The sequence below is a fragment of the Halomonas shantousis genome, assembly GCF_054654615.1.
The window spans coordinates 2858901-2882864 of the sequence record NZ_BAAIER010000002.1 but is presented as its reverse complement, the minus strand read 5'-3'; the positions used below and the strand labels follow the sequence as shown (position 1 = coordinate 2882864).

Sequence of the window (23964 nt, the reverse complement as noted above, 5' to 3'; positions counted from 1 at the left end):
CTCCGTCGCCTGGGCCGTTTTCGCCTCAGCTGGACGCCTCGGTCCGACCTTCGCTCGAAAGGCTCTGGCCGCATCGGTGAGCCTTGAAAACCTTGGAGGAAGCTATGAACGATACACGCCGTGCCGCGCTGGAAGCGGCCATGCAGGAACTGCCACTGGTAGCGATTTTACGGGGTATCCATCCGCAGGAGATCGAGGAAGTCTTCGATGCCTTGGTCGAGGCGGAGTTTCGCATGATCGAAGTGCCTCTTAACTCTCCCTTCGCCTGGCAGAGCCTGGAAAAGATCGCCAAGCGTTGCCCTGATGACGTGGTGTTCGGCGCCGGCACGGTATTGACGACCGAGGATGTCAGACGTCTTGCCGAGCTCGAGGCACCGCTGATGGTCACACCCAATACCGACCCCGAGGTGATCCGCGCCGGTGTCGAGCATGGCCTGGCGCCGCTGGTCGGCTGCATGACGCCGAGTGAGGCGTTCGCGGCGGCCAAGGCCGGCGCTCGGGGCCTCAAGCTGTTTCCAGCGGCCAGGATGGGATGCGGTTACTACAAGGATCTGCGTGCCGTGTTGCCTGCCGACCTGCCGGTGCTGGCCGTGGGCGGGGTCAACAAGGACAACATGAGCGAGTGGCATAGTGTCGGTATCGGCGGTTTCGGCTTCGGCAGCAACCTCTACATGCCGGGACACGCCTCCGCCGAGATAGGCGGGATCGCCCGCGAGCTGGTGGCCGAATGGCGTCGGCTACAGGAGCTGGCCACCCTGTCGACGCACTTCGAGCACGAGGGCGATCAATGAGTGCGGGCTCGGCGCAGCGGTTGATCGCCATTGACTGGGGAACCAGCAACTTTCGCGCCTTTCTGGTCGATACGCAGAGCGGAGAATGTCTCGACAGTCGCCGCTCGGATGCCGGCCTGCGTTCCCTGTCCACCGCAGAGTTTCCCCACTACTGCGAAGCGCAGGTGGGCGATTGGCGCGCCAATGGCGAGGTCCCGGTCTACCTGGCGGGGATGGTCGGCTCCAAGCGCGGCTGGTCGGAGGCACCGCAGCTTGATCTTCCGGTCACCGCGGCGGATCTGGCGGCGCATATCGTGCCGGCCCCGGGGCTGGCCAATGCCTGGATCGTTCCGGGGGTGAAGGTCGTCACGCCGGAGCATGTCGACGTCATGCGCGGCGAGGAGATTCAGGCGTTCGGTGCGCTGACGCTGGCCGATGTCAGCGAGGCTGATTGCTGTCTGCCGGGAACGCACAGCAAGTGGGCGCGGCTCGAGAAGAGTCGTCTGGTCGACTTCACCACGGTGATGACCGGGGAGCTGTATCACGCCGTGCGTTTTCATACGCTGCCGGGTGAGCCGGCTCGCCCGGATGCGCCGTTCGATGAAGCGGCCTTCTGTCAGGGCCTGGCGCGGGCAGGCTGCCCCGGCGGGATGCTGCATGCGCTGTTCGAGGCGCGCAGCCGCCATCTGTATGCCGGGCTGGCCGCTGAACAGGTCGGCAGTTTCCTGTCAGGCGTGGTCATCGGCGAGGAGGTACGCGCCATGCGCGAGGCGCGTCCGGCCCTGACATCGGTGATACTGGTCGGTGCCGAAAGTCTGCGGGTTCCCTACACCCTGGCACTGGAGGCCGCAGGCTTGGCGGTGACCTATTTCGACAGCGATGCTGCCACCCTGGCCGGCTTGCAGACTGTCGCTCGCCACTCTCGAACGTGACGTCAGGGCTTTTGAACGTGACATCAGGGCTTCGGCCTGGCGAATATCCCCGCACCGTATTGCATCGAAATGGTGCGGGACTTGGTCCCCATGCCAATGCGACCTGGGTGAGATGCCCCCTGGCGGCGTGCCTGTAACCCGCCAACCGGTTCAGGCATGGAAATGGCATGGTACGTGCTACCTTCCCTGTATGAGGCGCCCGTTTCGGGCGGGTGCAATGCATACAGATGGGGCAAGCCCAATGAAGGTGACACGATGATGCAACTGTCCCAGCACAAGGCCGCACTGCTGGTCTTCACCGATCTCGATGGCTCCCTGCTGGACCACGATACCTACGACTGGCAGCCGGCGGCCCCCTGGCTTGAGCGCCTGGCGGCCGAGCAGATTCCCGTCATTCCCACCACCAGCAAGACCAGCGCCGAACTGCTCACCCTGCGCGAGGAGCTGGGCCTTACCGCATGTCCCTTCATTGCCGAAAATGGCGCCGTCATCGGTCTGCCGCCTGCCTGGCAGCATGCCCGGCTGGACCGCGATCCCGCCGCACCGGACGGTATGACGATCAAGATGCCGGGGGTGGACGTCGCCTTCATCCGCCAACGCTTGCGGGTCCTGCGGGAGCGGCTGGGACTGCGTTTTCGCGGCATGGGCGAGATGTCGCTTGATGAGGTCATGGCGCTGACAGGATTGCCAGGCGATCGCGCGGAGTTGGCCATCCAGCGGGAGGGAAGCGAACCGCTGATCTGGGAGGGAGACGAGGAGAGCCTGGCATCCTTTCACCGCATCCTGGAAGCCGACGACCTGCGCCTGACGCAGGGCGGACGCTTCTGGCATGTCATGGGCGCGGTCGACAAGGGGCAGGCGGTACACTGGCTGATGGAGCGTTTCACGGCGTTGCGTGGTCATGTCCCCATGACGTTGGGGCTGGGGGATGGCCCCAACGATATCCCCTTGCTGGAGGCCGTGGATCGTGCGGTACTGATTCGAGGTCGTCACGACCATCCGATGTCGCTGGGCAAGCCGGACAGCGTGTACCGTACCCGGGAACGGGGACCTGTTGGCTGGGCCGAGGGTGTGTCCTACTGGTGGGAGAGGGAATTCGCGGCTGTGATGACATCCAAGGGAGCCTGAGCCATGAGCGACTTTTATCAGAACGGAATCGTTACCGATTTTCACAACCTGACTCGACGGCCGGTGGAGGCGTTGGAGGCCGATCTGGTCCGCTTTGCCAAACGCCGTCCCATGGGCCTGATCCTGCCGTCACTGTTTTCCGAGCTGGAGGGGCCAGCGCTGGCGCATATCGTCGATGAGCTGGCCAGGGTGCCCTATCTCTCCGAAATCGTCATCGGCCTGGACCGCGCCGACCGCGAGCAGTTTCTCTACGCGCGCGAGTTTTTCTCACGCCTGCCTCAGCATCATCGCATTCTGTGGAACGACGGCCCGCGCCTCAAGGCGCTGGATGCCGAGCTCGAGGACATGGGGATTTCGCCTCACGAGCCCGGCAAGGGGCGTAATGTCTGGTACTGCAGCGGCTATGTGCTGGCCTCGGGGCGTGCCGAGGCGGTGGCGCTACATGACTGCGACATCATCACCTACGACCGGGGGTTGCTGGCACGGCTGATCTATCCCGTCGCGCATCCGCAGTTCAATTACGAGTTCTGCAAGGGCTATTACTCGCGTATCGCGGACGGCAAGCTCAACGGTCGGGTGGCGCGGCTGATGATCACGCCCATGCTGCGTGCGCTGAAGAAGATCTTCGGCCCGCTGCCGTATCTGGACTATCTTGACAGCTTCCGCTATCCGCTGTCGGGAGAATTCTCGATGCGCGCCGATGTGCTCGATGGCATCCGCATTCCCAGTGACTGGGGGCTGGAAATCGGGGTGCTCTCCGAGGTACATCGCAACTATTCCACCAAGCGCCTGTGTCAGGTGGACATCGCCGACAACTACGATCACAAGCATCAGCCGATATCGGAAGACGACGCGTCGGGCGGGCTCAACCGCATGAGCCTGGACATCGCCAAGGCGATCTATCGCAAGCTGGCGACGCTGGGGGTGCAGATCAACGCGGAGTGCTTCCGCACCATCAAGGCCACCTACTATCGCATCGCGCTCGATCTCATCGAATCCTACGACAACGACGCCATCATGAACGGCCTCAAGCTCGACCGGCATGCCGAGGAGCAGGCCGTGGAACTGTTCGCCAACAACATCATGGAAGCCGGCTCGTCGTTCCTGGACTCGCCTCGCGACAAGCCTTTCATTCCCAGCTGGAACCGCGTGCAGGCCGCCGTTCCCGATCTGCCCGAGCGCATGCATGAAGCGGTGGAGTTGGATAACCTCGGCAAGGTCTAGAAGGGGTGTCCGTCATCAGGTCCGGAACCAGGCGTAGGTCATGATGCCGACATAGGTCATGGCGAAGGAGCCGAGCACATGGGCCAGCGTGCCCGCCAGGGCCATGGCCCACTTGCCGGACTGCAGGGCGGTGACCATCTCCACCGAGAAGGTGGAGAACGTGGTCAGTGCCCCTAGCAGACCGGTCACGGCGAACAGCCGCCATTCGGTGCTGATCGAGGAGTGCGTGAAAAAGCTGATCGTGACCCCGATCAGCCAGGCGCCGGCGAGATTGGCGACCAGCGTGCCCGGCGGCACGTGCGTGAAGCTGCCGTTGAGCTGGACGCTCAGCCACCAGCGCAGGTTGGCGCCGATGGCAGCGCCCAGGCTGATGGCGAGGATCGAGAGCCACATAAAAGGTTGTCCCCCCTGTTTCCCAAGGCATGGTTCCAGTTCTCGCGGCATGCCGCCGCGGCCATCAGACGCGTTGCGGCGATTCCGCCGTGTCAGGGGATTGTACCAGCCACAGGCTGCGATAGGGGCGCAGTTCCCGGCGTTCCCCGGGCGTCCAGGGAGCGTTTTCCAGCAGATCGAACCAGTGGCCTTCGTCGAGTTCTGCGATGGGCAGTGGCTGGCGCTTGTTGCTGACGTTGTAGATCGCCAGCAGGCGGCGGCCGTCGGCGAGCGGGCCGCGCTCGATGGCGAACAGGGCCGAGGGCGTCTCGAGCACGCGCTGCGTCGCCTCGGGATGGAAGCAGGGCTCCTTGGCGCGAATGCCGAGTCGGCGCTTGAGGGCCATGAAGACCTCCCGGGTAGGCGTGTTGCGGCTGTCGAGGAGTTCGTCGAGCTCCTCCATCTGCCAGCGGCGCCGGTTGATCGAACGCAGATGCCCGGTGCGCTCCACGCCTTCGTGATCGGACAGGGTCGCCGTCATCGAATGGATATAGACGCCGGGCACACCCTGTAGCGCCAGCATCAGGTGCTGACTGCACAGGAAGCGTTCCACTTGCCAGGGATCGGCGCCTCGCCGGGTGCCCTTCAGGGCGTCGAAATAGGTGATGTTGATCTCGTAAGGCGAGTCGATACCGTCAGGGTTGGCCTTCATGCTCACGTAGCCGCCGAAGCGATGCATCAGTTCGAGCAGCACCTCGACTTCGTGAGGCGGTAGCAGCCCCTCCAGGGCCCGCACGCCGATGCCGTCATGGCTGGCGGTGAAGTTGAAATAGGTGCAGCCGGCAGGCAGCACAGGCAGGGTACGGGTCCAATCGGCCAGTGCCGTGGCGTCGCCGCTGGTCAGGGTGTGCACCAGCAGCGGTGGCAGGGTGAACTGATAGACCATGTGCGCTTCGTCGGGCTGTCGACCCTGGCCGCCGAGGCGCTCGAGCCCGAAATAGCTGAGGTTCTCGCGATGCGGCACGTTGGTCTCGGTGATCAGCAGGGTGCCCGGGGCGACGTGATCGAGGATGGCCCGCAACAGGCGAACCACGGCATGTGTCTGGGGCAGATGGATGCACGGGGTGCCGACCTCCTTCCACAGAAAGGCGATGGCATCGAGGCGGATGATGCGTGCTCCCTGCTGGACGTAGAACAGCAGGATGCCGATGAATTCGAGCAGTACGTCCGGGTTGGCGAAGTTGAGATCGATCTGGTCATCGGAAAAGGTGGCCCACAAGTATCGTGTACCGCGGCGGGTGGCGACAGGAATCAGCAGTGGCGAGCTGCGTGGGCGCACCACCTGTGTCAGGTCCGTGTCGGGGTCCATTTCGATGAAATAGTTGCGTCCCGGTTGGGTGCCGGTCAGGTAATCGACGAACCATAGCGATTCGCGGGAGACGTGATTGATGACCAGGTCCACCATGAGATCGTAATGCTCGGCCAGGCGGCGAATGTGCTCCCAGTCGCCCAGGGCGGGGCTGACCTCGCGGTAGTGAATGACGGAGAAGCCGTCATCGCTGCTCCAGGGAAAGAAGGGCAGCACGTGAACGCCGCTGAACGTGTCGGGAAGCCGTTCGACGAGAAAGTCGTCCAGCACTTCCAGGGGCGTTCGCTCGCCATCGGTCAGGGTATCGCCGTAGGTGATCAATATCTGGTCACGCTCGCTCCAGAGCGGGCGTGGAGCCGCTCCGATGGCACCGCGCTGGTGCATCAGCAGGGTCGTGAGACGGCGCAGCACTTCGGCGGATCTCGGGCCATAGATCTCCTTCAGGCGGGCCTCGGCACACTCAAGGAAGTCGGACTCGCTGAGCCCGGGGGACGGCGAGGACGAAGAGCTGTCTGTCATGAAAGATCTCCTGATCAGGTGAAAGGCGTGTGGCGCGCCACCGCTCGCGGGAAGTCTTGCAGAGGACGTGTCAAAGCGTTCAGCGGCGGGTTTGGCGTAGTTTCAGCGGCGCACGACGCGGTACAGGACCAGCAAGATGATAGCGCCGAGGACAGCGATCACGAAGCTGCCGAAGTTGAAGCCGTCCACACTGCCCAGGCCGAGCGCAGTGCCGATCCAGCCGCCCACCACGGCCCCCAGAATGCCGATGATGATGGTGACTATGAAGCCACCGGGGTCCTTTCCCGGCATGATAACCTTGGCAATGATGCCGGCAATCAGGCCGAACACGATCCAGGCGAGAATTCCCATACAGTCCTCCTTGGCTCGGGAAGTGATGTAACGCTGTTTCAGCTTGGTTGGCCTTGCGGTTTCTCGCAAGTACGTTTCCGCCCCGGGAAGGGAAACGTTACACTGAGAGAATGCTGCGTCCGGGCTGCCCGGTAGCCGATTATCCTGCTTTTCTGTATGCGGAACTCGATCAATGCATTGTCCCTTTTGCGGTACGCACGACACCAAGGTGACGGATTCGCGCCTGGTGGCCGAAGGCGACCAGGTTCGCCGCCGCCGCCAGTGCGCCGTGTGCGGCGAACGCTTCACCACCTATGAGACCGCTGAGCTGCTCATGCCTCGGGTCATCAAGGCCGATGGCTCGCGAGAGACGTTCGACGAGCAGAAGTTGCGGTCGGGCATGCTGCGGGCTCTGGAGAAGCGTCCGGTCAGCGCGGAATCCACCGAGGCTGCGGTCGAGCGCATCCGCCAACGGCTGCGGGCACGGGGCGAGCGGGAGATCCGAGCGCGGGACATCGGCGAGGAAGTCATGCAGGCGCTGAAGCGACTCGATCAGGTCGCCTACATCCGCTTCGCCTCCGTATACCGGCGCTTCCAGGATCTCGACGAGTTTCGCGCCGAGATCGATCGACTGGCGCAGGAGCCCGGCTTCCTGCCCGGTGAGGACAGCGAGCCGCGCTGAGCGAATTTCCTGTCGAGCCCCGTGTCTGCCAAGCGTCATACAAGGAAATGCCATGGCCAAGGCCACTCCCGAATCCTACATGGTCCGCGCACTGGAGCTGGCGCGTCGCGGTCTTTACACCACGCATCCCAACCCGCGCGTCGGCTGCGTGCTGGTCAAGAATCGCCGCGTGATCGGCGAGGGTTGGCATGAGCGGGCCGGCGAGCCGCATGCGGAGATTCACGCCCTGCGTGCCGCCGGCGACCAGGCCCGGGGCGCCACCGCCTACGTCACGCTGGAGCCCTGCTCGCATCAGGGGCGCACCGGTCCCTGCGCTATTGCGCTGATCGAGGCGGGCGTCAAGAAAGTCGTGGTTGCCATGGAGGATCCCAATCCGCAGGTGGCCGGGCGTGGTCTGGCCCTGCTGAAAGATGCCGGCATCGCCGTGGAAGTCGGCATGCTGGAAGCGGATGCGCGCGCGCTGAATCCCGGCTTCATCCAGCGCATGCAGTTGGGCCGTCCCTTCGTGCGCCTGAAGATGGCGATGAGTCTCGATGCCCGTACGGCCATGGCCAGCGGCGAGTCGCAATGGATCACCGGGCCTGCGGCCCGGGCCGAGGTCCAGCGGCTGCGGGCACGCTCCAGTGCAGTGATGACAGGGGTGGAGTCGATCATCTTCGACAATTCCCGGCTGACGGTACGCCCCGATCAGCTAGGCGGGGCGAGGAGCGAGGAGATCGCCATGCGCCAGCCGCTGCGCGTGATCGTCGATTCGCGGCTGCGCCTGCCGCTGGCGGCAGCCTGCCTGCGTGAGCCCGGACGCACGCTGATCGCCACCGCCGTCCGGGATGCGGCACGACGCGAGACACTCGAGCGGGCCGGGGCGGAGGTCATCGAGCTGCCTCCCGGCGAGGATGGGCGCGTCAACCTCGACGCGCTGCTGCGCTATCTGGCCGCCGAGGAGGCGTGTAACGAGGTGCTCCTCGAGACCGGGGCGACACTCGCTGGGGCGATGCTGGATGCCGAGCGCATCGATGAAATGCATCTGTTCGTCGCGCCGACGTTGCTGGGCGGCGAAGCACGGCCATTGTTCGCCCTGCCGGGGCTGGAGCGCATGGCACAGCAGCGGCCTCTGGCGATCGACGATATTCGTGCCTTCGGGCGCGATTGGCGCATCATCGCGCGTCCCGAGCGCGTGAGCTGAGGATTCGCACGGCTCGCACTGGCGTACGTCGTGACAGAAGGGTACTCTGAGCGCCGACCTGAGCGGAGGTGTGGAAAAAGGGTGACGCCACCGTCGCCGCCCGACGACACACCTCGGTGATTACAGAGGCGGGAACGCGTGCCCGGGCACCTTCCGTCTCTTGCTAGAAACATTCGGAGAACTCATGGCGCTTCCCACACAGGGTGCGGCTTCCCAGCAGGGACTGGCCCGCATCGAGGATCTGGTCGAAGACATCCGTCAGGGCAAGATGGTCATCCTCATGGACGATGAGGATCGCGAGAACGAAGGCGATATCATCATGGCCGCCGAGAAGGTCGAGGCCGAGCATATCAACTTCATGGCCCGGCATGCCCGCGGACTGATCTGTCTGCCCATGACGCGTGAGCGCTGCGAGCGGCTCAACCTGCCGTTGATGGTGCGTGACAACGGCTCGGGTTTCGGCACCAAGTTCACCTTGTCCATCGAAGCCGCCACCGGCGTGTCCACCGGCATCTCTGCCGCGGATCGGGCGCGTACGGTACGTGCCGCGGTGGCGCGCGACGCCAAGGCGTCGGATATCGTCCAGCCCGGGCATATCTTTCCGCTGATGGCCGAGCCCGGTGGCGTGCTGCGTCGAGCCGGCCATACCGAGGCGGCCTGCGATCTCGCGGCCATGGCGGGGCTCGATCCCAGCGGCGTGATCTGCGAGGTGATGAACGAGGACGGCAGCATGGCGCGCCGCCCCGAACTCGAGCGCTTCGCCGAGGAGCATGGCATCAGGGTCGGCACCATCGCCGACCTGATCCACTACCGTATTCATAACGAGCAGACCGTCGAACTCGTCGAGCGCGAGAGGGTGGAGACCGCCAGCGGCGAGTTGATGCTTAACGTGTTTCGCGACCGTATCCAGGGCGCGCATCATCTGGCGCTGGTCAAGGGCGAGCCTCAGGCCGACCGGCCGACCACCGTGCGCGTGCATATCGGCGATACGCTACGCGACCTGCTCGGGTTGCAGCGCGAGGGCACCCAGAGCTGGACGGCACACAGTGCGCTGGCGGAAATCGCCAATGCCCCGGCAGGGGTTTTCGTACTGCTCGATGACGGCCGCCCCCGACTGGACTTCAAGGACCAGCTCGACGTGTTCCTGGGGCACCGGCGCGCACCGCGCAGCGGCGATTCCGACGGCTCCGGCAATTATCTGGCCATCGGCACCGGCTCGCAGATCCTGCGCCAGTTGGGCGTGGGTCAGATGCGCCTGCTGAGCTCACCCTGGAAATTCTCCGCACTCTCGGGATTCGATCTCGAAGTGGTGGAGCGCGTCGGTGGCGATACCCCGGAGAGCCTCTAGCCAGTAAAATGGCTTCCCCTTGTCGCCTCGCGGGCACATCTTGTGATAGCGGTGTGCCCCGAGGAGGCGAGTGGTGTCGAGCCACTTGCCAACCATGTTCAATCAGTGTGCCGCCGCGCCAGCCCGAGGGTGGCGTGACGGTATCGCGCCTTATCAAGCCGGAATCAGACAATGCAACCGATCTCTCAAGTCGAAGGGAGCTATACCGACGTCGATGGTCGTTACGTCATCGTCGTGGGGCGTTTCAACCACCATGTCGTCGATAGCCTGGTGGAGGGCGCCGTCGACAGCCTGGTCCGTCATGGTGTCGATGAAGAGAACATCGATATCGTCCATGTCCCCGGTGCCTGGGAGCTGCCATTGGCAGTCAAGCGCGCGCTGCGCGTGGTCAAACCCGATGCGGTAATTGCCCTGGGGGCGGTGATTCGCGGAGGCACACCGCATTTCGAGTATGTCGCCGGCGGCTGCAATGCCGCGCTCGGCAACCTGCAGCTGGAGTTCGACACGCCCATCGCCAATGGGGTGCTGACCGTCAATACCATCGAGCAGGCGATCGAGCGCTCCGGCACCAAGGCCGGCAACAAGGGCGCGGAAGCGGCGATGGCGGCGATGGAGATGGTCTCGCTGTTCAAGCGATTCGGGGGTGAGCAATGAGCCAGCAGCGCCGCGAGCCGGGCCAGACACGTCGCGAACCGAGCAAGTCCCAGCAGGCTCGGCGTGCCGCCCGGGAACTGGCGGTACAGGCGCTCTACCAGTGGCAGATGACCGGAAAATCGATCACTGCGGTGGAGGCAGAGTTCCGTAGCCAGGTCGCCGACGAGGATCTCGAGGTCCACGAGAACTGGGTCAAGGTGATGGAAATCGCCGATCTGGCGCTGTTTCACGATCTGCTGCACAACGTGGCGCGCCATCAGCGCGAACTGGATGACGCCATCGCGCCGCTGCTCGACCGCCGTCTCGAGGAGCTCGACCGCATCGAGCTGGCCATCCTGCGTCTGGGTGCCTATGAGCTATCGCGGCGCCTCGAGGTGCCGTATCGCGTGGTCATCAACGAGGGGGTCGAACTGGCCAAGTCCTTTGGTGCCACCGACGGGCACAAGTACGTCAACGGTATTCTCGACAAGCTGGCGGGGCGCCTGCGTAGCGCCGAGGTCAACGCGCGGCGGCGTTGAGTCGAAATGGCGAACCAGATGCCAAGCGAGTTCGAGCTGATCGCCCGCTACTTTGCGTCGCCCCGTCATCCGCAGACGGGGGCGGACGTGATACTGGGGCCAGGAGATGATTGTGCGTTACTGACTCCTGCGCCTGGCCAAACGCTGGCCGTCAGCGTCGACACGTCGGTGGTGGGGGTGCACTTTCCCGAGGATGCGCCACCCGAGGCGATAGGGCACCGGGCGCTGGCGGTCAGTCTGAGCGATCTTGCCGCGATGGGTGCCCGGCCCCGCTGGTGCCTGATGGCGCTGACGCTACCCGAGGCCGACCCCGACTGGCTGGAAGCCTTTGCGCGTGGCTTCCATGCACTGTGCGAGCGGACGGGGGTCGCCCTGGTCGGGGGGGATGTGACGCGCGGCCCGCTGGCCATCAGCGTGACGGTTCATGGCGAGATGCCTGCCGGTACCGCCCTGCGGCGTGACGGGGCACGCCCGGGCGACTGTCTGGCCGTGACCGGGACGTTGGGCGGCGGGCACGGTGGCCTCCACAACTGGAATCAGGGGGCTCGCGATCTTGCCGATCCGTTGCTCTCGGCCTACTTGCTGCCTCAGCCGCGTCTGGCGGCGGGCGAGGCGTTACGCGGACTGGCCGGCGCAGCCATGGACATTTCCGATGGCCTGCTGGCGGACCTGGGCCATCTGTGCCGAGCGTCCGGTGTGGGCGCCGAACTCGATCTCGAGCGGCTGCCCCTCGCGCCGGGGCTGGACGCGGTGCTGGGGGGCGAGGGCGCACGACACGCAGCCTTGTGCGGTGGCGACGACTATGAACTGCTGGTGGCGTTGCCCGAGTACTCCGTGACGACGGCACAGCAGCGCCTGTCCGCTCACGATCTGACGCTGAGCGTGATCGGCACGTTCACCGCGCAACCCGGGATTCGCACATTCCCGGCGGACGCCGGGGCGGAGTCGTCGGCCGGCTGGCAGCACTTTCAAGGAGGGGCATCATGAATCGTGCGCCGGCGAGCGTGTGGCGCAGCCCCGTTCACTTTCTAGCCTTCGGCTGCGGCAGTGGAGCCGTCCCTTTCGCTCCGGGTACCTTCGGCACCCTGGCGGCCATCCCTTTCTACTGGGCCATGGCCGGGCTGCAGCTGGGCGCCTATCTGGGCGTGATCGGCGTGGCGGCACTGATCGGTATCTGGCTGTGCGACAAGACTTCACGAGACTTGGGCGTCCACGACCATTCGGGTATCGTCTGGGATGAGTTCGTCGGCTACTGGCTGACCATGGCGGCGGTGCCTTTCTCCTGGGAGGCGGCGCTATGGGGGTTCGTGGTGTTTCGTCTCTTCGATATCATCAAGCCTTGGCCGATCCGCTGGGTTGATCGCCGCGTGGCGGGCGGCTTCGGCATCATGTTCGATGACGTTCTGGCCGGGGTTTATGCCTGGAGTTCGATGCATTTGTGGTTCTGGCTGCACTAGGCCCGATCCCTGGGCGTGTAGTCCCGGAGAGTAATGACAAACGGCCCTGCTTGCAGGTAGGCCTCTGCATTCATACCGGAGGGAGCGATGCGCAAGATTGCGGTGCTGTCTGGCATGGCGGTCGTCGGCGTGGCGGGCGCTGGCTATCTGGCAGGCCAGGCCTGGTCGAGTCATGTTTTCGAGCGGGAGCTGGAGCGCCGCGTCGCCGAGTGGGACCGAGCATCGGATCGGCATGTCTGGCGTGATGCCGTCGAGCGAGGCTGGTTCCATTCCGCCGGCACGTTGTACCTCGAGCCGCTCGAGCAGCAGAATCCGTCTCCTCCAAGATTGGCTCTGCCGTATCGGGCCGATCATGGCCTGCTGACGACTCGGCTGGAAGGCGAGTTGCAGATAGCGGTGGAGGACGCTGGGCCGACCCTGGCTCGACATGTCGTGCAGGGAGTGCAACCGCACTGGCAGGCCGTTTTCCAGACACTGGATGCCTCGCTGGATGCGGCGCTCGAGGTGCCGGCATATGTCTACCAGGAGCCCGCCATGCACGTGGATTTCGGCGGTGCGCGAGTGACGCTGACCGGCCAGGCGGATGATTTCGAGATACAAGCCGACATCGCGCCGTGGCAGGCCGATCAGGGCGGTGAACTTGTCGAGTCCGAAGGCATTCACTGGCTGGGCCGCTTTGAAGGCGACTCCCGGCGTTTCCAGCAACGCAATGAAGTGCGCCTTGAGCGTGTCGAAGTGCGCTCCTCTGAGAGGCCGACATTCGTCATCAAGGATCTGCTGTACCGGGACAGGGTCCAGCTCGACAAGGCATTGCGCTACCAGCTCGATCTGGCCCTGGGGGCGCTGAACGTGTCTGGCGAGACGCTGTTGAGCGGTTACGTGAATGCCAGCCTTGAACGGCTCGAGGGTGATGCGGCGCGCGAGATGCTCGCGCAGCTGACAGAGGATTGGCCTCGACTCGCCATCGACGCCACGTCCTTCGATGCGAGCGCTTCCCAGGCCTGGCGTGAGCGATTCGAGCAGTCCCTGCTGGCGCTGGCCGAGAGTTCGCCACGCCTGGTCCTGCGCAGCCTGCAGTTGAAGAGTGCAATGTTCGGCGTCGAGATGCACGGCAATGGCGAGATGACGCTCGATGGCCAGTCACTGGACGCTTCCCGCCTGGCGGGCCTGGAGGGGCAGGCCAAGTGGCGGCATCTGGCCGAACGTCTCGATGGCCGGTTCACCTGGCATAACGTGCCGCCGCTGCTGGCCATGCAGTTGGGGCTGCCTCTTGATACACGCACCCTCACCATGCTCGTCACCCAGGGTAACGTCACCCTCAATGGCCGCCCCCTGCCGGCACTGTTCTGATCCACATCGCGACAGTGGCAACTGCCTCGGTGTGAGAGGCATGCACTTGAACTTGTCTGCGTTCGCCCGCATTCCATGAGCAATGGTTATGGCCTCACTTACTCAAGGTGACCAATGAGCGAACGCGATCAGGATCAGTCAGACATTCTCACTGAGCTCGACGAGCACAACCGCCAGGACGAGCATCGGAGCAGCGAGTCAGGGCAGAAGAATGCCGGTGCCGTGGTGCCGACCCGCGACTATCTGCCCGAGCGCATCTATCTGCTGCCGATTCACAATCGGCCTTTCTTTCCCGCCCAGGTCCAGCCGCTGGTGATCAACCGCTCGCGCTGGGAGGAAACCATGGAGCGGGTGGCCAACACGCCCCACCATACCGTGGGTGTGGCCTTTGTCGGCGACGCCCATGTCGACGAACTGGGGCATCATCATTTCCCCGATATCGGTACCGCCGTCAAGGTCCACAAGGCCCAGGGGGACGACCAGCAGATCCAGTTCATCGCCCAGGGCATGCGGCGTTTCCGGGTCGTGCGCTGGCTGTCGCGCAAGCCGCCGTATCTGGCCGAGGTGGTCTATCCCAAGGAGCCGGTCAATGCCGAGGATGACGAGGCGCGTGCCTACGCCATGGCGCTGATCAACGCGATCAAGGAGTTGCTGCCGATCAACCCGCTCTACGGCGAGGAGCTCAAGAACTATCTCAACCGCTTCAGCCCCCACGAGCCGGGGCCGCTGACCGACTTCGCCGCCGCCATCACCTCGGCCAAGGGGCCGGAGTTGCAGAATGTGCTGGAAACGCTGCCGGTGATGGAGCGTATGCAGAAGGTGCTGCCGCTGCTGCGCAAGGAGATCGAGGTCGCCCAGTTGCAGACGGAGATCAGCGAGCAGGTCAACGCACAGATGCAGGATCGCCAGCGCGAGTTCTTCCTACGCGAGCAGCTCAAGGTGATCCAGAAGGAGCTCGGCATCTCCAAGGACGACCGCGAGAACGACGTCGACACGTTCCGCGCACGTCTGGAAAACCTGACCGTCCCCGAGCGGGCCATGGAGCGCATCGACGATGAGCTGGACAAGCTGGCGGTGCTGGAAACCGGCTCGCCGGAGTACGGTACTACGCGCAACTATCTCGACTGGCTGACGTCGCTACCTTGGGGGATCACTTCCGAGGACAAGCTCGATCTGGCGCACGCACGGCAGGTCCTCGATCGTGACCACGACGGTCTGCAGGACGTCAAGGATCGCATCATAGAGTTTCTTGCCGAGGGGACTTTCAAGGGTGACGTCGGCGGTTCCATCGTGCTGCTGGTCGGCCCGCCCGGGGTAGGCAAGACTTCGGTAGGACGTTCGATCGCCGAGGCGCTGGGACGCAGGTTCTACCGCTTTTCGGTGGGCGGCATGCGCGACGAGGCGGAAATCAAGGGCCATCGGCGTACCTACATCGGCGCGATGCCCGGCAAGCTGGTCCAGGCGCTGAAGGAGGTCGAGGTCGAGAATCCCGTCATCATGCTCGACGAGGTCGACAAGCTCGGTCAGTCCTTTCAGGGCGATCCCGCCTCGGCCCTGCTCGAGGTGCTCGACCCGGAGCAGAACGTCGACTTCCTCGATCACTATCTCGACGTGCGCCTCGATCTCTCCAAGGTGCTGTTCGTGTGTACGGCCAACCAGCTCGACACCATTCCGGGCCCGCTGCTCGACCGCATGGAGACGATTCGTCTGTCGGGCTACATTGCCGAGGAGAAGATGGCAATCGCCAAGCACCATCTATGGCCCAAGCTGCTCGAGCGCGACCGAATCCCCAAGAAGCGCATCAACCTGACCGATGCCGCGCTGCGTCTGGTGATCGAGGGCTACGCCCGCGAGGCCGGGGTGCGCCAGCTCGAGAAACAGCTGCACCGCATCGTTCGCAAGGCGGCGGTCAAGCTACTGGAGGGCGACGAGCCGACGGTCAAGGTGTCGGTGAACAATCTCGAGGAGTATCTCGGCGCCCCGATCTTTCGCAAGGAGAAGGTGCTGAGCGGTGTCGGCGTGGTGACCGGCCTGGCGTGGACGGCCATGGGCGGGGCGACACTGCCCATCGAGGCCACCCAGGTGCATAGTCTGCAGCGTGGACTCAAGCTGACCGGCAAGCTCGGCGACGTGATGCAGGAGTCGGCCAACATCGCCTACAGCTACACGCAGGGTCATCTCAAGGAGTACGGCGCGGACGCCAAGTTCTTCAACGAGGCCTTTATCCATCTGCACGTGCCGGAAGGTGCCACGCCCAAGGACGGTCCATCCGCGGGGGTAACCATGACCACGGCGCTGATGTCATTGGCCAAGGGGCAGGAAATCGACCGGCCACTGGCGATGACCGGCGAACTGACCCTGACCGGCCAGGTACTGCCGGTAGGGGGGATTCGCGAGAAGGTCATCGCCGCGCGCAGAAGCGATATCTTCGAGCTGATCCTGCCCGAGGCCAACAAGCGTGACTTCGATGAGCTGCCTGACTACCTCAAGGAGGGTGTCACGGTGCATTTCGCCAAGGCCTACAGGGACGTTGCCAAGGTAGTGTTTGGCTGATCGAGCCGACCGACTGGAGCGGACGAAGACACCGGCTGCGGCCGGTGTCTTCGTCTGCATGCTCGACGCGCGATCTCGGGATCAGTCGCGATCGACGGCGAAGTTCGACCATGCCTGACGTACCGGCATGACTTCCAGGCGGTTGATGTTGATGTGCGCGGGCAGGGTGGCGACGTAAAAGATCTGTTCGGCGATGTCTTCGGGCTGTAGCGGCGTGGTGTTGCCGTACAGGGCCTCATGGGCGCTCTGATCGCCCTTCATGCGCACCAGAGTGAACTCGCTCTCCGCCATGCCGGGGGCGATATCGGTCACGCGCACCCCGGTGCCCAGCAGGTCGCAGCGCAGATTGTAGGAAAACTGCTGCACGAAGGCTTTCGAAGCACCGTAGACATGGCCGCCGGGGTAGGGCCATTGCCCGGCCACCGAGCCGAGGTTGATCACGCTGGCACCGGCCCCGGTCTCGATCAGCCGGTTGAGCAGGGCGTGGGTGACGTTGACCAGCCCCTTGATGTTGGTGTCGATCATGGTGTGCCAGTCAGCGAGGTCGGAGTCCTGAGCCGGTGCCTTGCCCAGCGCCAGGCCCGCATTGTTGATCAGGCTTTTGACCTGACGGAACTCTTCGGGCAACTCTGCCACCACCTGCTTGACTGCATCGGCGTCGCGCACGTCGAGTTGTGCGACATGTACGGGCGTCAGCTGGCCGAGCTTGTGCTGAAGCTCGTCGAGACGCTCCCGGCGACGTCCGGTGAGGACCAGGGCCCAGCCCGCCTGGGCGAAGCGATGGGCGCAGGCGCGACCGAAGCCGGAGGTGGCGCCGGTGATGAAGACGACGGGGGCTGGCTGAGGCATGCAAATCTCCTTGGTTGGAATGGATAGCGATCCGTTGAGGATACTCCGAGCGACGGGGTTCGAACATGCCGCCGTGCCGCTCCGCAGATGCTAGGCAATCCGGCATCCTGCGTGACACAATAATCGACCAATCTGATTACCACACGACCGTCAGGGCCCGCGCTGCACGCTCAGCGCCTGGAGCTGCCCATGATGGCTAGCTGAATCGCTGAGGACACCATGCCCCAATATCGCTCCCGAACCACCACGGCGGGCCGTAACATGGCCGGCGCTCGCGCATTGTGGCGCGCCACCGGGATGCAGGATGACGACTTTCAGAAGCCGATCATCGCCGTTGCCAACTCCTTCACCCAGTTCGTTCCCGGCCATGTCCACCTCAAGGACATGGGCCAGCTGGTCGCCCGCGAAATCGAGAAGGCCGGCGGCGTCGCCAAGGAATTCAATACCATTGCGGTGGATGACGGCATCGCCATGGGACACGACGGCATGCTCTATTCGCTGCCGAGCCGCGACATCATTGCCGACAGCGTTGAGTACATGGTCAATGCTCACTGCGCCGACGCGCTGGTGTGCATCTCCAACTGCGACAAGATCACTCCGGGGATGCTGATGGCGGCGATGCGCCTCAACATTCCCACCATCTTCGTCTCCGGCGGGCCGATGGAGGCGGGCAAGACCAAGCTGCTCGACCACGGCATCGACCTGATCGACGCGATGATCTCCGCCGCCGACGACAAGTACAGCGACGACGAGATTGCCGAGATCGAACGCAGCGCCTGCCCCACCTGCGGCAGCTGCTCGGGCATGTTCACCGCCAACTCGATGAACTGCCTGACCGAGGCGCTGGGCCTGGCGCTGCCCGGCAACGGCACGGTGCTGGCGACCCACGCCGATCGCCGCCGCCTGTTCGAAACCGCCGGTCATCGCATCGTCGAACTGGCCAAGCGCTACTATGAAGGCGACGAAGCTCATCTGCTGCCGCGGGCGATCGGTTCCAAGGACGCCTTCAGGAACGCCATGACGCTGGATATCGCCATGGGCGGCTCGACCAACACCATCCTGCATCTGCTGGCCGCTGCCCAGGAAGCCGAAGTCGACTTCACCATGGCCGACATCGACCGGCTTTCCCGCGAGGTGCCGCAGCTGTGCAAGCTGGCGCCCAATACCCAGAAATACCACATCGAGGACTGTCACCGTGCCGGCGGGATCATGGGTATTCTCGGCGAGCTTGATCGCGCCGGCGTGCTTAACACCGCGCTGCCCACCGTCTACGGCGATACGCTCAAGGCTGCCCTCGACGAGTGGGACATCATGCGCAACCCTTCCGCCGAGGTGGTCGAGTTCTTCAAGGCCGGCCCCGGCGGCGTGCGCACCCAGGAGGCCTTCTCCCAGGCGGCGCGCTGGCCGAGCCTCGATGGCGACCGGGCCAACGGCTGCATTCGCGATCTCGACCACGCCTTCTCCCGCGAAGGCGGTCTGGCGGTGCTCTACGGCAACATCGCCGAGAGCGGCTGCGTGGTGAAGACCGCCGGCGTCGACGACTCGGTGCTGGTGTTCGAGGGGCCGGCTCACGTGGTCGAATCCCAGGATCAGGCGGTCGAGCATATTCTCGGCGGCCAGGTGAAAGAGGGCGAAGTCGTGGTCATCCTGTACGAGGGGCCGAAGGGCGGGCCGGGCATGCAGGAAATGCTCTATCCGACCTCGTATCTCAAGTCGAAGGGGCTCGGCAAGGCGTGCGCATTGATGACCGACGGGCGTTTCTCCGGCGGTACCTCGGGCCTCTCCATCGGCCATGTCTCTCCGGAAGCGGCCGCCGGCGGTGCGATCGGGCTGGTGCAGAGCGGAGACATGATCCGCATCGACATTCCCAATCGCTCCATCGACGTCAAGCTCTCCGGCGAGGAGCTGGCGCAGCGTCGGCAGGTAATGGAGGCCAGGGCGCGCGACGCCTGGAAGCCGACCATCAAGCGCGAGCGTCGGGTGTCGTCGGCGCTCAAGGCTTACGCGATGCTGGCGACCTCCGCCGATAAGGGCGCGGTACGCGATGTTTCCAAGCTGGATTGAGGGGTAGGTTGCTGCATCGTTGAGGTGACTTCGGGCCCGCAATGTGCGGGCCCGATCGCTTGGAGAAGCGAGTAGGCTGACAAGGATTGCAACAGGAAAAGGAGCGCTGCAATGAACCAGGAACTCAAGGTCGGTCTGGTGGGATACGGGTTTGCCGGCAAGACGTTTCACGCGCCGCTACTGGCGGCGCAGCGTGGGTTGTCGCTGGTGGCGGTCTCAAGTCGGGATGCGGCCAAGGTGCATGCCGACTGGCCGCAGGTCGAGGTCGAGGCGTCTCCCGAGGCGCTGTTTGCCCGTGATGATCTGGACATGGTGGTCATTCCCACGCCTAACGATACGCATTATCCGCTGGTCAGGGCAGCGCTGGATGCCGGCAAGCATGTGGTGGTCGACAAGCCGTTTACCGTCACGCTCGAGGAGGCGCGGGCGCTGAAGACGCATGCCGAATCCTGCGGCAAGGTCCTGTCCGTGTTTCACAATCGCCGTTGGGATTCCGACTTCCTGACCGTGCGCAATCTTGTCGATGGGGGAGCGCTGGGACGTCTGGTACATGTCGAGTCGCATTTCGATCGCTACAAACCGGAGGTGCGCGACCGCTGGCGCGAGTCACCCGCGCCGGGAGGCGGGCTGTGGTATGACCTGGGGCCGCATCTGATCGACCAGGCGCTGGTGCTGTTCGGCATGCCGCAGAACATCTGGCTGGATCTTGCCATGCAGCGCGATGGGGCGCAGGTCGACGACTATTTCCATGCGGTGCTGTGTTACGACCGCCTGCGTGTGGTGTTGCATGCCGGTAGCCTGGTTGCCGTACCGGCGCCGCGCTTCACGCTGCATGGCACCCGCGGCAGTTACCTCAAGCATGGTCTGGACCCGCAGGAGGACCGCCTCAAGCGGGGTGAACTGCCTGCGCCGCAGTGGGGCGAGGACACTCGTCACGGGACGTTCACGCTGGGCCCCGGGTATGACGGAAACGACCTGCCCGAGACGAGCGAGATCCCGACCTTGCCAGGCGATTACCTTGCCTATTACGCCGGGGTGCGCGATGCCATTCTCGGTCGGCAGCCGAACCCGGTGCCGATCGATGAGGCGGTCGCGGTCATGGCGGTCATCGAGGCGGGCCTGGAAAGTGCCCGCCAGGCGCGCTGGGTGCCGCTCGGGGAACGGCAGGATAACGCCTAGCGCGGCCGTTTCGGCAGAGAGCGGTTGCCGTGCGGTTACAGTTTGAAAAGCGGGAAAGTTTGCAAAATCGCGCCTTCGTTTCTAGGGTCATAACTACGCATTGATTTTGCCGTTATGTGAAACACGATCAGTGCGACACCAGCGATCAATGCTAATCACCAAGGATGAGGAGGTTCAGCATGAAAGGATTTTCAAGCGCTATTTTGGCGGCTCTGCTGATAGCACCAACCGGAATGGCTCTGGCGGCTGACAATGGTCAGCAGAACGCCATGGACAATCCGAAGATCGGTACGGCCAATACTCAGGATGGTTCTACCAAAGCGGCAGGCGGTACCGCCAGCGATGGCGCTTCCGGCCAAGGCGGCAGCACCTCCGATGTCCGACCCAACGATGACATCCCCGGCGGCTCTCAGGAAGGCTTGAGCACACAGACGGGGTCGCTCAATACCCAGTCCCATGACACCGAGGTTCAAGGTGGAAGCGCAAGCGACGGTGCTTCCGGTCAGGGCGGCGCTACCGGCAGTGCACGGCCTGATGACGATATTCCCAGCGGGCCGTCGGATAACCTGAGCACCCAGACGGGCACCGCCAATACCCAGCCGGGAGATACCGAGGTCAAGGGTGGCAGTGCTACCGGGAATTGATCTCCGGCGATAGCATCAGCAGGACTCATTGTGTCTAGCTCGATCAACGCCTTCACGGCAACCGTGAAGGCGTTGTTGCATGAATGGCCCTCACCACCAGCCGGGCGGCTGTTGCGCGCTGCGTAGTCGATCACGAGCGATGAACAGCGCCGCGATGGCGCGCGCTTCATGAAAATCCTCGCGCGTCAGCAGAGCGGAGATGTCATCGAGGGCGTGCGTCTCGACGATCAGGGGTTCGGGCTCATCACCCTCCAGGCGCTTCTCGTACAGATCGCTGGCCAACATGACGTGCATACGGTGATTCATGTAGTTGGGGGCCAGGGACAGCTCGACCAGCGGCTCGATGTTGTGTGCCCCGACGCCGCACTCTTCCATCAGTTCCCGATTGGCAGCCGTGACGATATCCTCGCCGGGATCGACGAGTCCCTTGGGCAGGGTCAGGGCGTACTCATCGAAGCCGGCGGCATATTCACGAATCAGTAGTACATGGTCCGGGTCGGGCATGGCCACGATCATGACCGCCCCATGGCCGCTGCCCTTGAGGCGCTCGAAGGTGCGCTCGGCGCCGTTGGAGAAGCGTAGATCCATCTCCTCGATGGCAAACAGGCGGCTGCGGGCCACCTCGCGCCGGGAAAGAACGCTGGGCTTTGGATGGGACGGCGATTGGGAAGAAGGCGGCTGCATGGGGTCTCCGTGCGTGTGGGTAGGCTCCCGAGTACAATACGGGACCCTCATATTCGATTTCCACCATTGCGGAGCCCGAGACCATGATTGACTGGCAAGCCATCGATACCGTCCTGCTCGACATGGACGGTACGCTGCTGGATCTGCATTTCGACAGTCACTTCTGGCTTGAGCATCTGCCGCGCCGTTATACCGAGCTGCACCGTCTGGACGAATCCACCCAGGATGAAATCCGGGCGCGCATCATCCGCGAGCAGGGTACGCTCAACTGGTACAGCCTGGCCTACTGGAGCCGTGAACTGGGCGTCGATATCGTGGCGCTGAAGCGGGAGGTGCAGCACCTCATCGGGTTGCGTTCGGACGCGCTGGATTTTCTCAAGTGGCTGCGTCAGGCGCATCCCCGCGTGGTTCTGGCGACCAACGCCGACCGCCTGAGCCTGGAACTAAAATTGCCGCTTACGGGTCTAGAGGAGTACTTGGACGCTATCGTCTCTTCCGCGGATGTGGGGTTTCCCAAGGAAGCCCCCGAGTTCTGGTTCGCCCTGCAGGATATCGAACCCTTCGACCCCGCCCGGACCCTGTTCATCGACGATAACCCTGCCGTGCTGGAAAGCGCCCGGGAATATGGCATACGCCATCTCCTGGGAATCCTGCAGCCCGACAGTCGGCGCCCCGAGCGCGAACTCGAGGAGTTCATCGTGCTCGATCGTTTCGCGACCCTGTTCCCCGATTCCCGACCCGATACCTGATCGCATTGCGTACCGGGACGGCTGGTGGCGTTGAAGCATGACTACTGGAGAGATATGAGCGACAGCATTCGTATTGATAAATGGCTGTGGGCGGCGCGCTTTTTCAAGACGCGTCAGCTCGCCAAGAAGGCTATCGAAGGCGGGAAGGTGCAATACAACGGTAGCCGGGTGAAGACCAGCAAGACCGTCGAGATCGGAGCGCTGATCAAGGTACCCCAGGGGTGGGATACATGGGAAGTCGAAGTGCTGGCCCTGTCCGACCAGCGACGAGGCGCCCCCGAGGCGCGCGAACTCTACCGGGAGACGGCGGGCAGCCAGGCCCGGCGCGAGCGTGAGACCGAGAATCGGCGGCTCGCCAATCAGGCCATGCAGGCGCCTCACGGGCGTCCCGACAAGAAACAGCGCCGCGACCTTCACCGCTTCCAGCGCCAGACGCTGGATGACTGACTGCTACACAAGGCTACACAAGATAGGGGCTTCCTACGCTCATGACTGATCAGATTCAACGTTTTCTTTTCGAGAATACCAACGTGCGTGGCGAGATCGTCGGCCTGCAGGCGGCCTATGCCGAGATTCTCGACAAGCACGCCTATCCCGCAGCGGTGGCCCGGCAGCTGGGCGAGCTGCTGAGTGCCGTGGCGCTGCTGACCGAGACCGTCAAGCTCGACGGTACCGTCAGTGTCGAGGTCCGCGGCAAGGGGCCGGTGCGCCTGTTGATGGCCGAATCCAACCCCGGTGGAGAGCTGCGTGCCATCGCTCGTCTCGATGAAGAGGCCGCCCTGCCTGGGGATAGCGCCACATTGCCGGAGCTGGTCGGCGAGGCGCAGATCGTGATCACGCTCGATCCGCGCGAAGGCAACCGCTACCAGGGCATCGTCGCCGTGGAGGAGACGACTCTGGCCGGATGCCTGGAAGATTACTTCGCGCGATCCGAGCAGCTGGCAACGCGCCTGTGGCTGGCCGCGGATGGGCAGCGTGCTGCCGGTATGTTGCTGCAGCAGTTGCCCGATGACGCCTCGAACCGGGACCCCGATGCCTGGGACCGGACGGTGCATCTGGCCAGCACGCTGACCGACGAGGAGCTGCTCGGTCTCGAGCAGCGCGATCTGCTGTTCCGGCTCTATCATGAAGAGACGGCACGGGTCTTCGAGCCCAAGTCGCTACGCTTCGGCTGTACCTGTTCCCGGGAGCGCATCGCTCGAGCGCTCTACTCCCTGGGCGCGGAAGAGCTGCGCAGCATTCTCGAGGAGCAGCGTGCAGTGGACACACAGTGCCATTTTTGTCATACCCGCTACCATTTCAGTGCAGCGGAGATCGAGACCCTGATAGAGTCGCCCGATGCGCCGGCACCCACGTTGCACTAGGATTGTGCACTAGGATGGGAGCGAGGCGGCCCTGGCACTGCA

At 64.0% G+C, this 23964-nt stretch carries 24 protein-coding genes; 19 read left to right on the top strand and 5 right to left on the bottom strand.

Going from position 1 to position 23964, the window contains the following annotated elements:
- Positions 1–104 precede the first annotated feature (104 nt).
- The 4 genes from ACYQ12_RS13780 to ACYQ12_RS13765 all read left to right on the top strand — a co-directional run bounded on the left by ACYQ12_RS13780 (position 105) and on the right by ACYQ12_RS13765 (position 4054).
- Positions 105–791 carry a 2-dehydro-3-deoxy-6-phosphogalactonate aldolase gene (locus tag ACYQ12_RS13780; protein ID WP_459872789.1) on the top strand — a complete coding sequence of 229 codons (687 nt, stop codon included), beginning with the start codon at positions 105–107 and terminating at the stop codon, positions 789–791.
- Entirely contained in the window at positions 788–1702 is a 915-nt protein-coding gene (locus ACYQ12_RS13775; RefSeq protein WP_459872787.1) for a 2-dehydro-3-deoxygalactonokinase, read from the top strand. Before ACYQ12_RS13780 ends, ACYQ12_RS13775 begins: the two co-directional genes overlap by 4 nt.
- Before the next feature lie 255 nt (positions 1703–1957).
- On the top strand, positions 1958–2830 hold the full coding sequence (locus ACYQ12_RS13770; protein ID WP_459872785.1) for an HAD-IIB family hydrolase: 873 nt from the start codon (positions 1958–1960) through the stop codon (positions 2828–2830).
- Positions 2831–2833: 3 nt separating this feature from the next.
- Positions 2834–4054, top strand: a complete 1221-nt coding sequence (locus ACYQ12_RS13765; protein ID WP_459872783.1) for a glycosyltransferase family protein — start codon at positions 2834–2836, stop codon at positions 4052–4054.
- A 15-nt stretch (positions 4055–4069) separates the two neighbouring features.
- On the opposite strand, the gene crcB is transcribed toward ACYQ12_RS13765, so the two are convergent.
- The 3 genes from crcB to ACYQ12_RS13750 all read right to left on the bottom strand — a co-directional run bounded on the left by crcB (position 4070) and on the right by ACYQ12_RS13750 (position 6665).
- Complete coding sequence (gene crcB, locus ACYQ12_RS13760; RefSeq protein ID WP_459872781.1) at positions 4070–4447, bottom strand: fluoride efflux transporter CrcB; 378 nt, start codon at positions 4445–4447, stop codon at positions 4070–4072.
- 64 nt (positions 4448–4511) lie between these two features.
- Entirely contained in the window at positions 4512–6314 is a 1803-nt protein-coding gene (locus tag ACYQ12_RS13755; protein ID WP_459872779.1) for a sugar phosphorylase, read from the bottom strand.
- A gap of 102 nt (positions 6315–6416) precedes the next feature.
- Entirely contained in the window at positions 6417–6665 is a 249-nt protein-coding gene (locus tag ACYQ12_RS13750; protein WP_459872777.1) for a GlsB/YeaQ/YmgE family stress response membrane protein, read from the bottom strand.
- Positions 6666–6837: 172 nt separating this feature from the next.
- On the opposite strand from ACYQ12_RS13750, the gene nrdR reads away from it, so the two are divergent.
- From nrdR to lon, 9 genes are all read left to right on the top strand, one after another.
- Positions 6838–7326 (top strand): transcriptional regulator NrdR, encoded by a 489-nt coding sequence (gene nrdR, locus ACYQ12_RS13745; protein WP_459872775.1) that lies wholly within the window; start codon positions 6838–6840, stop codon positions 7324–7326.
- 52 nt (positions 7327–7378) lie between these two features.
- Positions 7379–8509 carry a bifunctional diaminohydroxyphosphoribosylaminopyrimidine deaminase/5-amino-6-(5-phosphoribosylamino)uracil reductase RibD gene (ribD, locus tag ACYQ12_RS13740; RefSeq protein ID WP_459872773.1) on the top strand — a complete coding sequence of 377 codons (1131 nt, stop codon included), beginning with the start codon at positions 7379–7381 and terminating at the stop codon, positions 8507–8509.
- Between the two features lie 184 nt (positions 8510–8693).
- A complete protein-coding gene (ribBA, locus tag ACYQ12_RS13735) occupies positions 8694–9857 on the top strand; it encodes a bifunctional 3,4-dihydroxy-2-butanone-4-phosphate synthase/GTP cyclohydrolase II (protein ID WP_459872771.1) in 1164 nt (387 codons plus the stop codon).
- A gap of 171 nt (positions 9858–10028) precedes the next feature.
- Entirely contained in the window at positions 10029–10511 is a 483-nt protein-coding gene (gene ribH, locus ACYQ12_RS13730; protein ID WP_459872769.1) for a 6,7-dimethyl-8-ribityllumazine synthase, read from the top strand.
- Complete coding sequence (gene nusB, locus ACYQ12_RS13725; RefSeq protein WP_459872767.1) at positions 10508–11029, top strand: transcription antitermination factor NusB; 522 nt, start codon at positions 10508–10510, stop codon at positions 11027–11029. Before ribH ends, nusB begins: the two co-directional genes overlap by 4 nt.
- An 18-nt stretch (positions 11030–11047) precedes the next feature.
- Entirely contained in the window at positions 11048–12016 is a 969-nt protein-coding gene (gene thiL, locus ACYQ12_RS13720; protein WP_459872765.1) for a thiamine-phosphate kinase, read from the top strand.
- A complete protein-coding gene (locus tag ACYQ12_RS13715) occupies positions 12013–12486 on the top strand; it encodes a phosphatidylglycerophosphatase A family protein (RefSeq protein WP_459872763.1) in 474 nt (157 codons plus the stop codon). Before thiL ends, ACYQ12_RS13715 begins: the two co-directional genes overlap by 4 nt.
- A gap of 87 nt (positions 12487–12573) precedes the next feature.
- Positions 12574–13836, top strand: coding sequence for a DUF945 family protein (locus ACYQ12_RS13710; RefSeq protein ID WP_459872761.1), 1263 nt, complete (start codon positions 12574–12576; stop codon positions 13834–13836).
- 114 nt (positions 13837–13950) lie between these two features.
- On the top strand, positions 13951–16389 hold the full coding sequence (gene lon / locus ACYQ12_RS13705) for an endopeptidase La (protein ID WP_459872759.1): 2439 nt from the start codon (positions 13951–13953) through the stop codon (positions 16387–16389).
- Positions 16390–16470: 81 nt separating this feature from the next.
- On the opposite strand, the gene ACYQ12_RS13700 is transcribed toward lon, so the two are convergent.
- Entirely contained in the window at positions 16471–17238 is a 768-nt protein-coding gene (locus ACYQ12_RS13700; protein WP_459872757.1) for an SDR family NAD(P)-dependent oxidoreductase, read from the bottom strand.
- Between the two features lie 219 nt (positions 17239–17457).
- Here ACYQ12_RS13700 and ilvD point away from each other — a divergent pair, with 219 nt between their 5' ends.
- The 3 genes from ilvD to ACYQ12_RS13685 all read left to right on the top strand — a co-directional run bounded on the left by ilvD (position 17458) and on the right by ACYQ12_RS13685 (position 21125).
- Positions 17458–19302: a dihydroxy-acid dehydratase gene (ilvD, locus tag ACYQ12_RS13695; protein WP_459872755.1), complete on the top strand. Its 1845-nt coding sequence runs from the start codon at positions 17458–17460 to the stop codon at positions 19300–19302.
- Positions 19303–19413: 111 nt separating this feature from the next.
- Positions 19414–20481, top strand: a complete 1068-nt coding sequence (locus ACYQ12_RS13690) for an oxidoreductase (RefSeq protein ID WP_459872753.1) — start codon at positions 19414–19416, stop codon at positions 20479–20481.
- A 179-nt stretch (positions 20482–20660) separates the two neighbouring features.
- The gene (locus tag ACYQ12_RS13685; protein ID WP_459872751.1) at positions 20661–21125 is read left to right on the top strand and encodes a hypothetical protein; all 465 of its coding nucleotides are present in this window, start codon (positions 20661–20663) and stop codon (positions 21123–21125) included.
- Between the two features lie 90 nt (positions 21126–21215).
- Here ACYQ12_RS13685 and nudE read toward each other — a convergent pair whose 3' ends face one another.
- Positions 21216–21809 (bottom strand): ADP compounds hydrolase NudE, encoded by a 594-nt coding sequence (nudE, locus tag ACYQ12_RS13680; RefSeq protein ID WP_459872749.1) that lies wholly within the window; start codon positions 21807–21809, stop codon positions 21216–21218.
- An 83-nt stretch (positions 21810–21892) separates the two neighbouring features.
- Between nudE and yrfG the strand changes: the two genes are divergently transcribed.
- Genes yrfG through hslO form a run of 3 tightly spaced genes read left to right on the top strand, consistent with a single transcriptional unit; the run spans position 21893 to position 23922 of the window.
- Positions 21893–22558 carry a GMP/IMP nucleotidase gene (yrfG, locus tag ACYQ12_RS13675; protein ID WP_459872747.1) on the top strand — a complete coding sequence of 222 codons (666 nt, stop codon included), beginning with the start codon at positions 21893–21895 and terminating at the stop codon, positions 22556–22558.
- Positions 22559–22612: 54 nt separating this feature from the next.
- Entirely contained in the window at positions 22613–23005 is a 393-nt protein-coding gene (locus tag ACYQ12_RS13670) for an RNA-binding S4 domain-containing protein (protein ID WP_459872745.1), read from the top strand.
- Positions 23006–23046: 41 nt separating this feature from the next.
- On the top strand, positions 23047–23922 hold the full coding sequence (gene hslO / locus ACYQ12_RS13665) for an Hsp33 family molecular chaperone HslO (protein ID WP_459872743.1): 876 nt from the start codon (positions 23047–23049) through the stop codon (positions 23920–23922).
- Positions 23923–23964: the final 42 nt, after the last annotated feature.

Bases quoted from the DNA above. Each gene is read 5' to 3' on its own strand.
- yrfG (WP_459872747.1), top strand. From the start codon at position 21,893: ATGATTGACTGGCAAGCCATCGATACCGTCCTGCTCGACATGGACGGT.
- ACYQ12_RS13715 (WP_459872763.1), top strand. From the start codon at position 12,013: ATGAATCGTGCGCCGGCGAGCGTGTGGCGCAGCCCCGTTCACTTTCTA.
- ribBA (WP_459872771.1), top strand. From the start codon at position 8,694: ATGGCGCTTCCCACACAGGGTGCGGCTTCCCAGCAGGGACTGGCCCGC.
- ACYQ12_RS13755 (WP_459872779.1), bottom strand. From the start codon at position 6,314: ATGACAGACAGCTCTTCGTCCTCGCCGTCCCCCGGGCTCAGCGAGTCC.
- ilvD (WP_459872755.1), top strand. From the start codon at position 17,458: ATGCCCCAATATCGCTCCCGAACCACCACGGCGGGCCGTAACATGGCC.
- ribD (WP_459872773.1), top strand. From the start codon at position 7,379: ATGGCCAAGGCCACTCCCGAATCCTACATGGTCCGCGCACTGGAGCTG.
- ACYQ12_RS13670 (WP_459872745.1), top strand. From the start codon at position 22,613: ATGAGCGACAGCATTCGTATTGATAAATGGCTGTGGGCGGCGCGCTTT.
- ACYQ12_RS13770 (WP_459872785.1), top strand. From the start codon at position 1,958: ATGATGCAACTGTCCCAGCACAAGGCCGCACTGCTGGTCTTCACCGAT.
- ACYQ12_RS13750 (WP_459872777.1), bottom strand. From the start codon at position 6,665: ATGGGAATTCTCGCCTGGATCGTGTTCGGCCTGATTGCCGGCATCATT.
- ACYQ12_RS13780 (WP_459872789.1), top strand. From the start codon at position 105: ATGAACGATACACGCCGTGCCGCGCTGGAAGCGGCCATGCAGGAACTG.
- ACYQ12_RS13700 (WP_459872757.1), bottom strand. From the start codon at position 17,238: ATGCCTCAGCCAGCCCCCGTCGTCTTCATCACCGGCGCCACCTCCGGC.
- ACYQ12_RS13685 (WP_459872751.1), top strand. From the start codon at position 20,661: ATGAAAGGATTTTCAAGCGCTATTTTGGCGGCTCTGCTGATAGCACCA.
- ACYQ12_RS13690 (WP_459872753.1), top strand. From the start codon at position 19,414: ATGAACCAGGAACTCAAGGTCGGTCTGGTGGGATACGGGTTTGCCGGC.
- nusB (WP_459872767.1), top strand. From the start codon at position 10,508: ATGAGCCAGCAGCGCCGCGAGCCGGGCCAGACACGTCGCGAACCGAGC.
- nudE (WP_459872749.1), bottom strand. From the start codon at position 21,809: ATGCAGCCGCCTTCTTCCCAATCGCCGTCCCATCCAAAGCCCAGCGTT.
- ribH (WP_459872769.1), top strand. From the start codon at position 10,029: ATGCAACCGATCTCTCAAGTCGAAGGGAGCTATACCGACGTCGATGGT.
- hslO (WP_459872743.1), top strand. From the start codon at position 23,047: ATGACTGATCAGATTCAACGTTTTCTTTTCGAGAATACCAACGTGCGT.
- ACYQ12_RS13710 (WP_459872761.1), top strand. From the start codon at position 12,574: ATGCGCAAGATTGCGGTGCTGTCTGGCATGGCGGTCGTCGGCGTGGCG.
- crcB (WP_459872781.1), bottom strand. From the start codon at position 4,447: ATGTGGCTCTCGATCCTCGCCATCAGCCTGGGCGCTGCCATCGGCGCC.
- thiL (WP_459872765.1), top strand. From the start codon at position 11,048: ATGCCAAGCGAGTTCGAGCTGATCGCCCGCTACTTTGCGTCGCCCCGT.
- lon (WP_459872759.1), top strand. From the start codon at position 13,951: ATGAGCGAACGCGATCAGGATCAGTCAGACATTCTCACTGAGCTCGAC.
- nrdR (WP_459872775.1), top strand. From the start codon at position 6,838: ATGCATTGTCCCTTTTGCGGTACGCACGACACCAAGGTGACGGATTCG.
- ACYQ12_RS13775 (WP_459872787.1), top strand. From the start codon at position 788: ATGAGTGCGGGCTCGGCGCAGCGGTTGATCGCCATTGACTGGGGAACC.
- ACYQ12_RS13765 (WP_459872783.1), top strand. From the start codon at position 2,834: ATGAGCGACTTTTATCAGAACGGAATCGTTACCGATTTTCACAACCTG.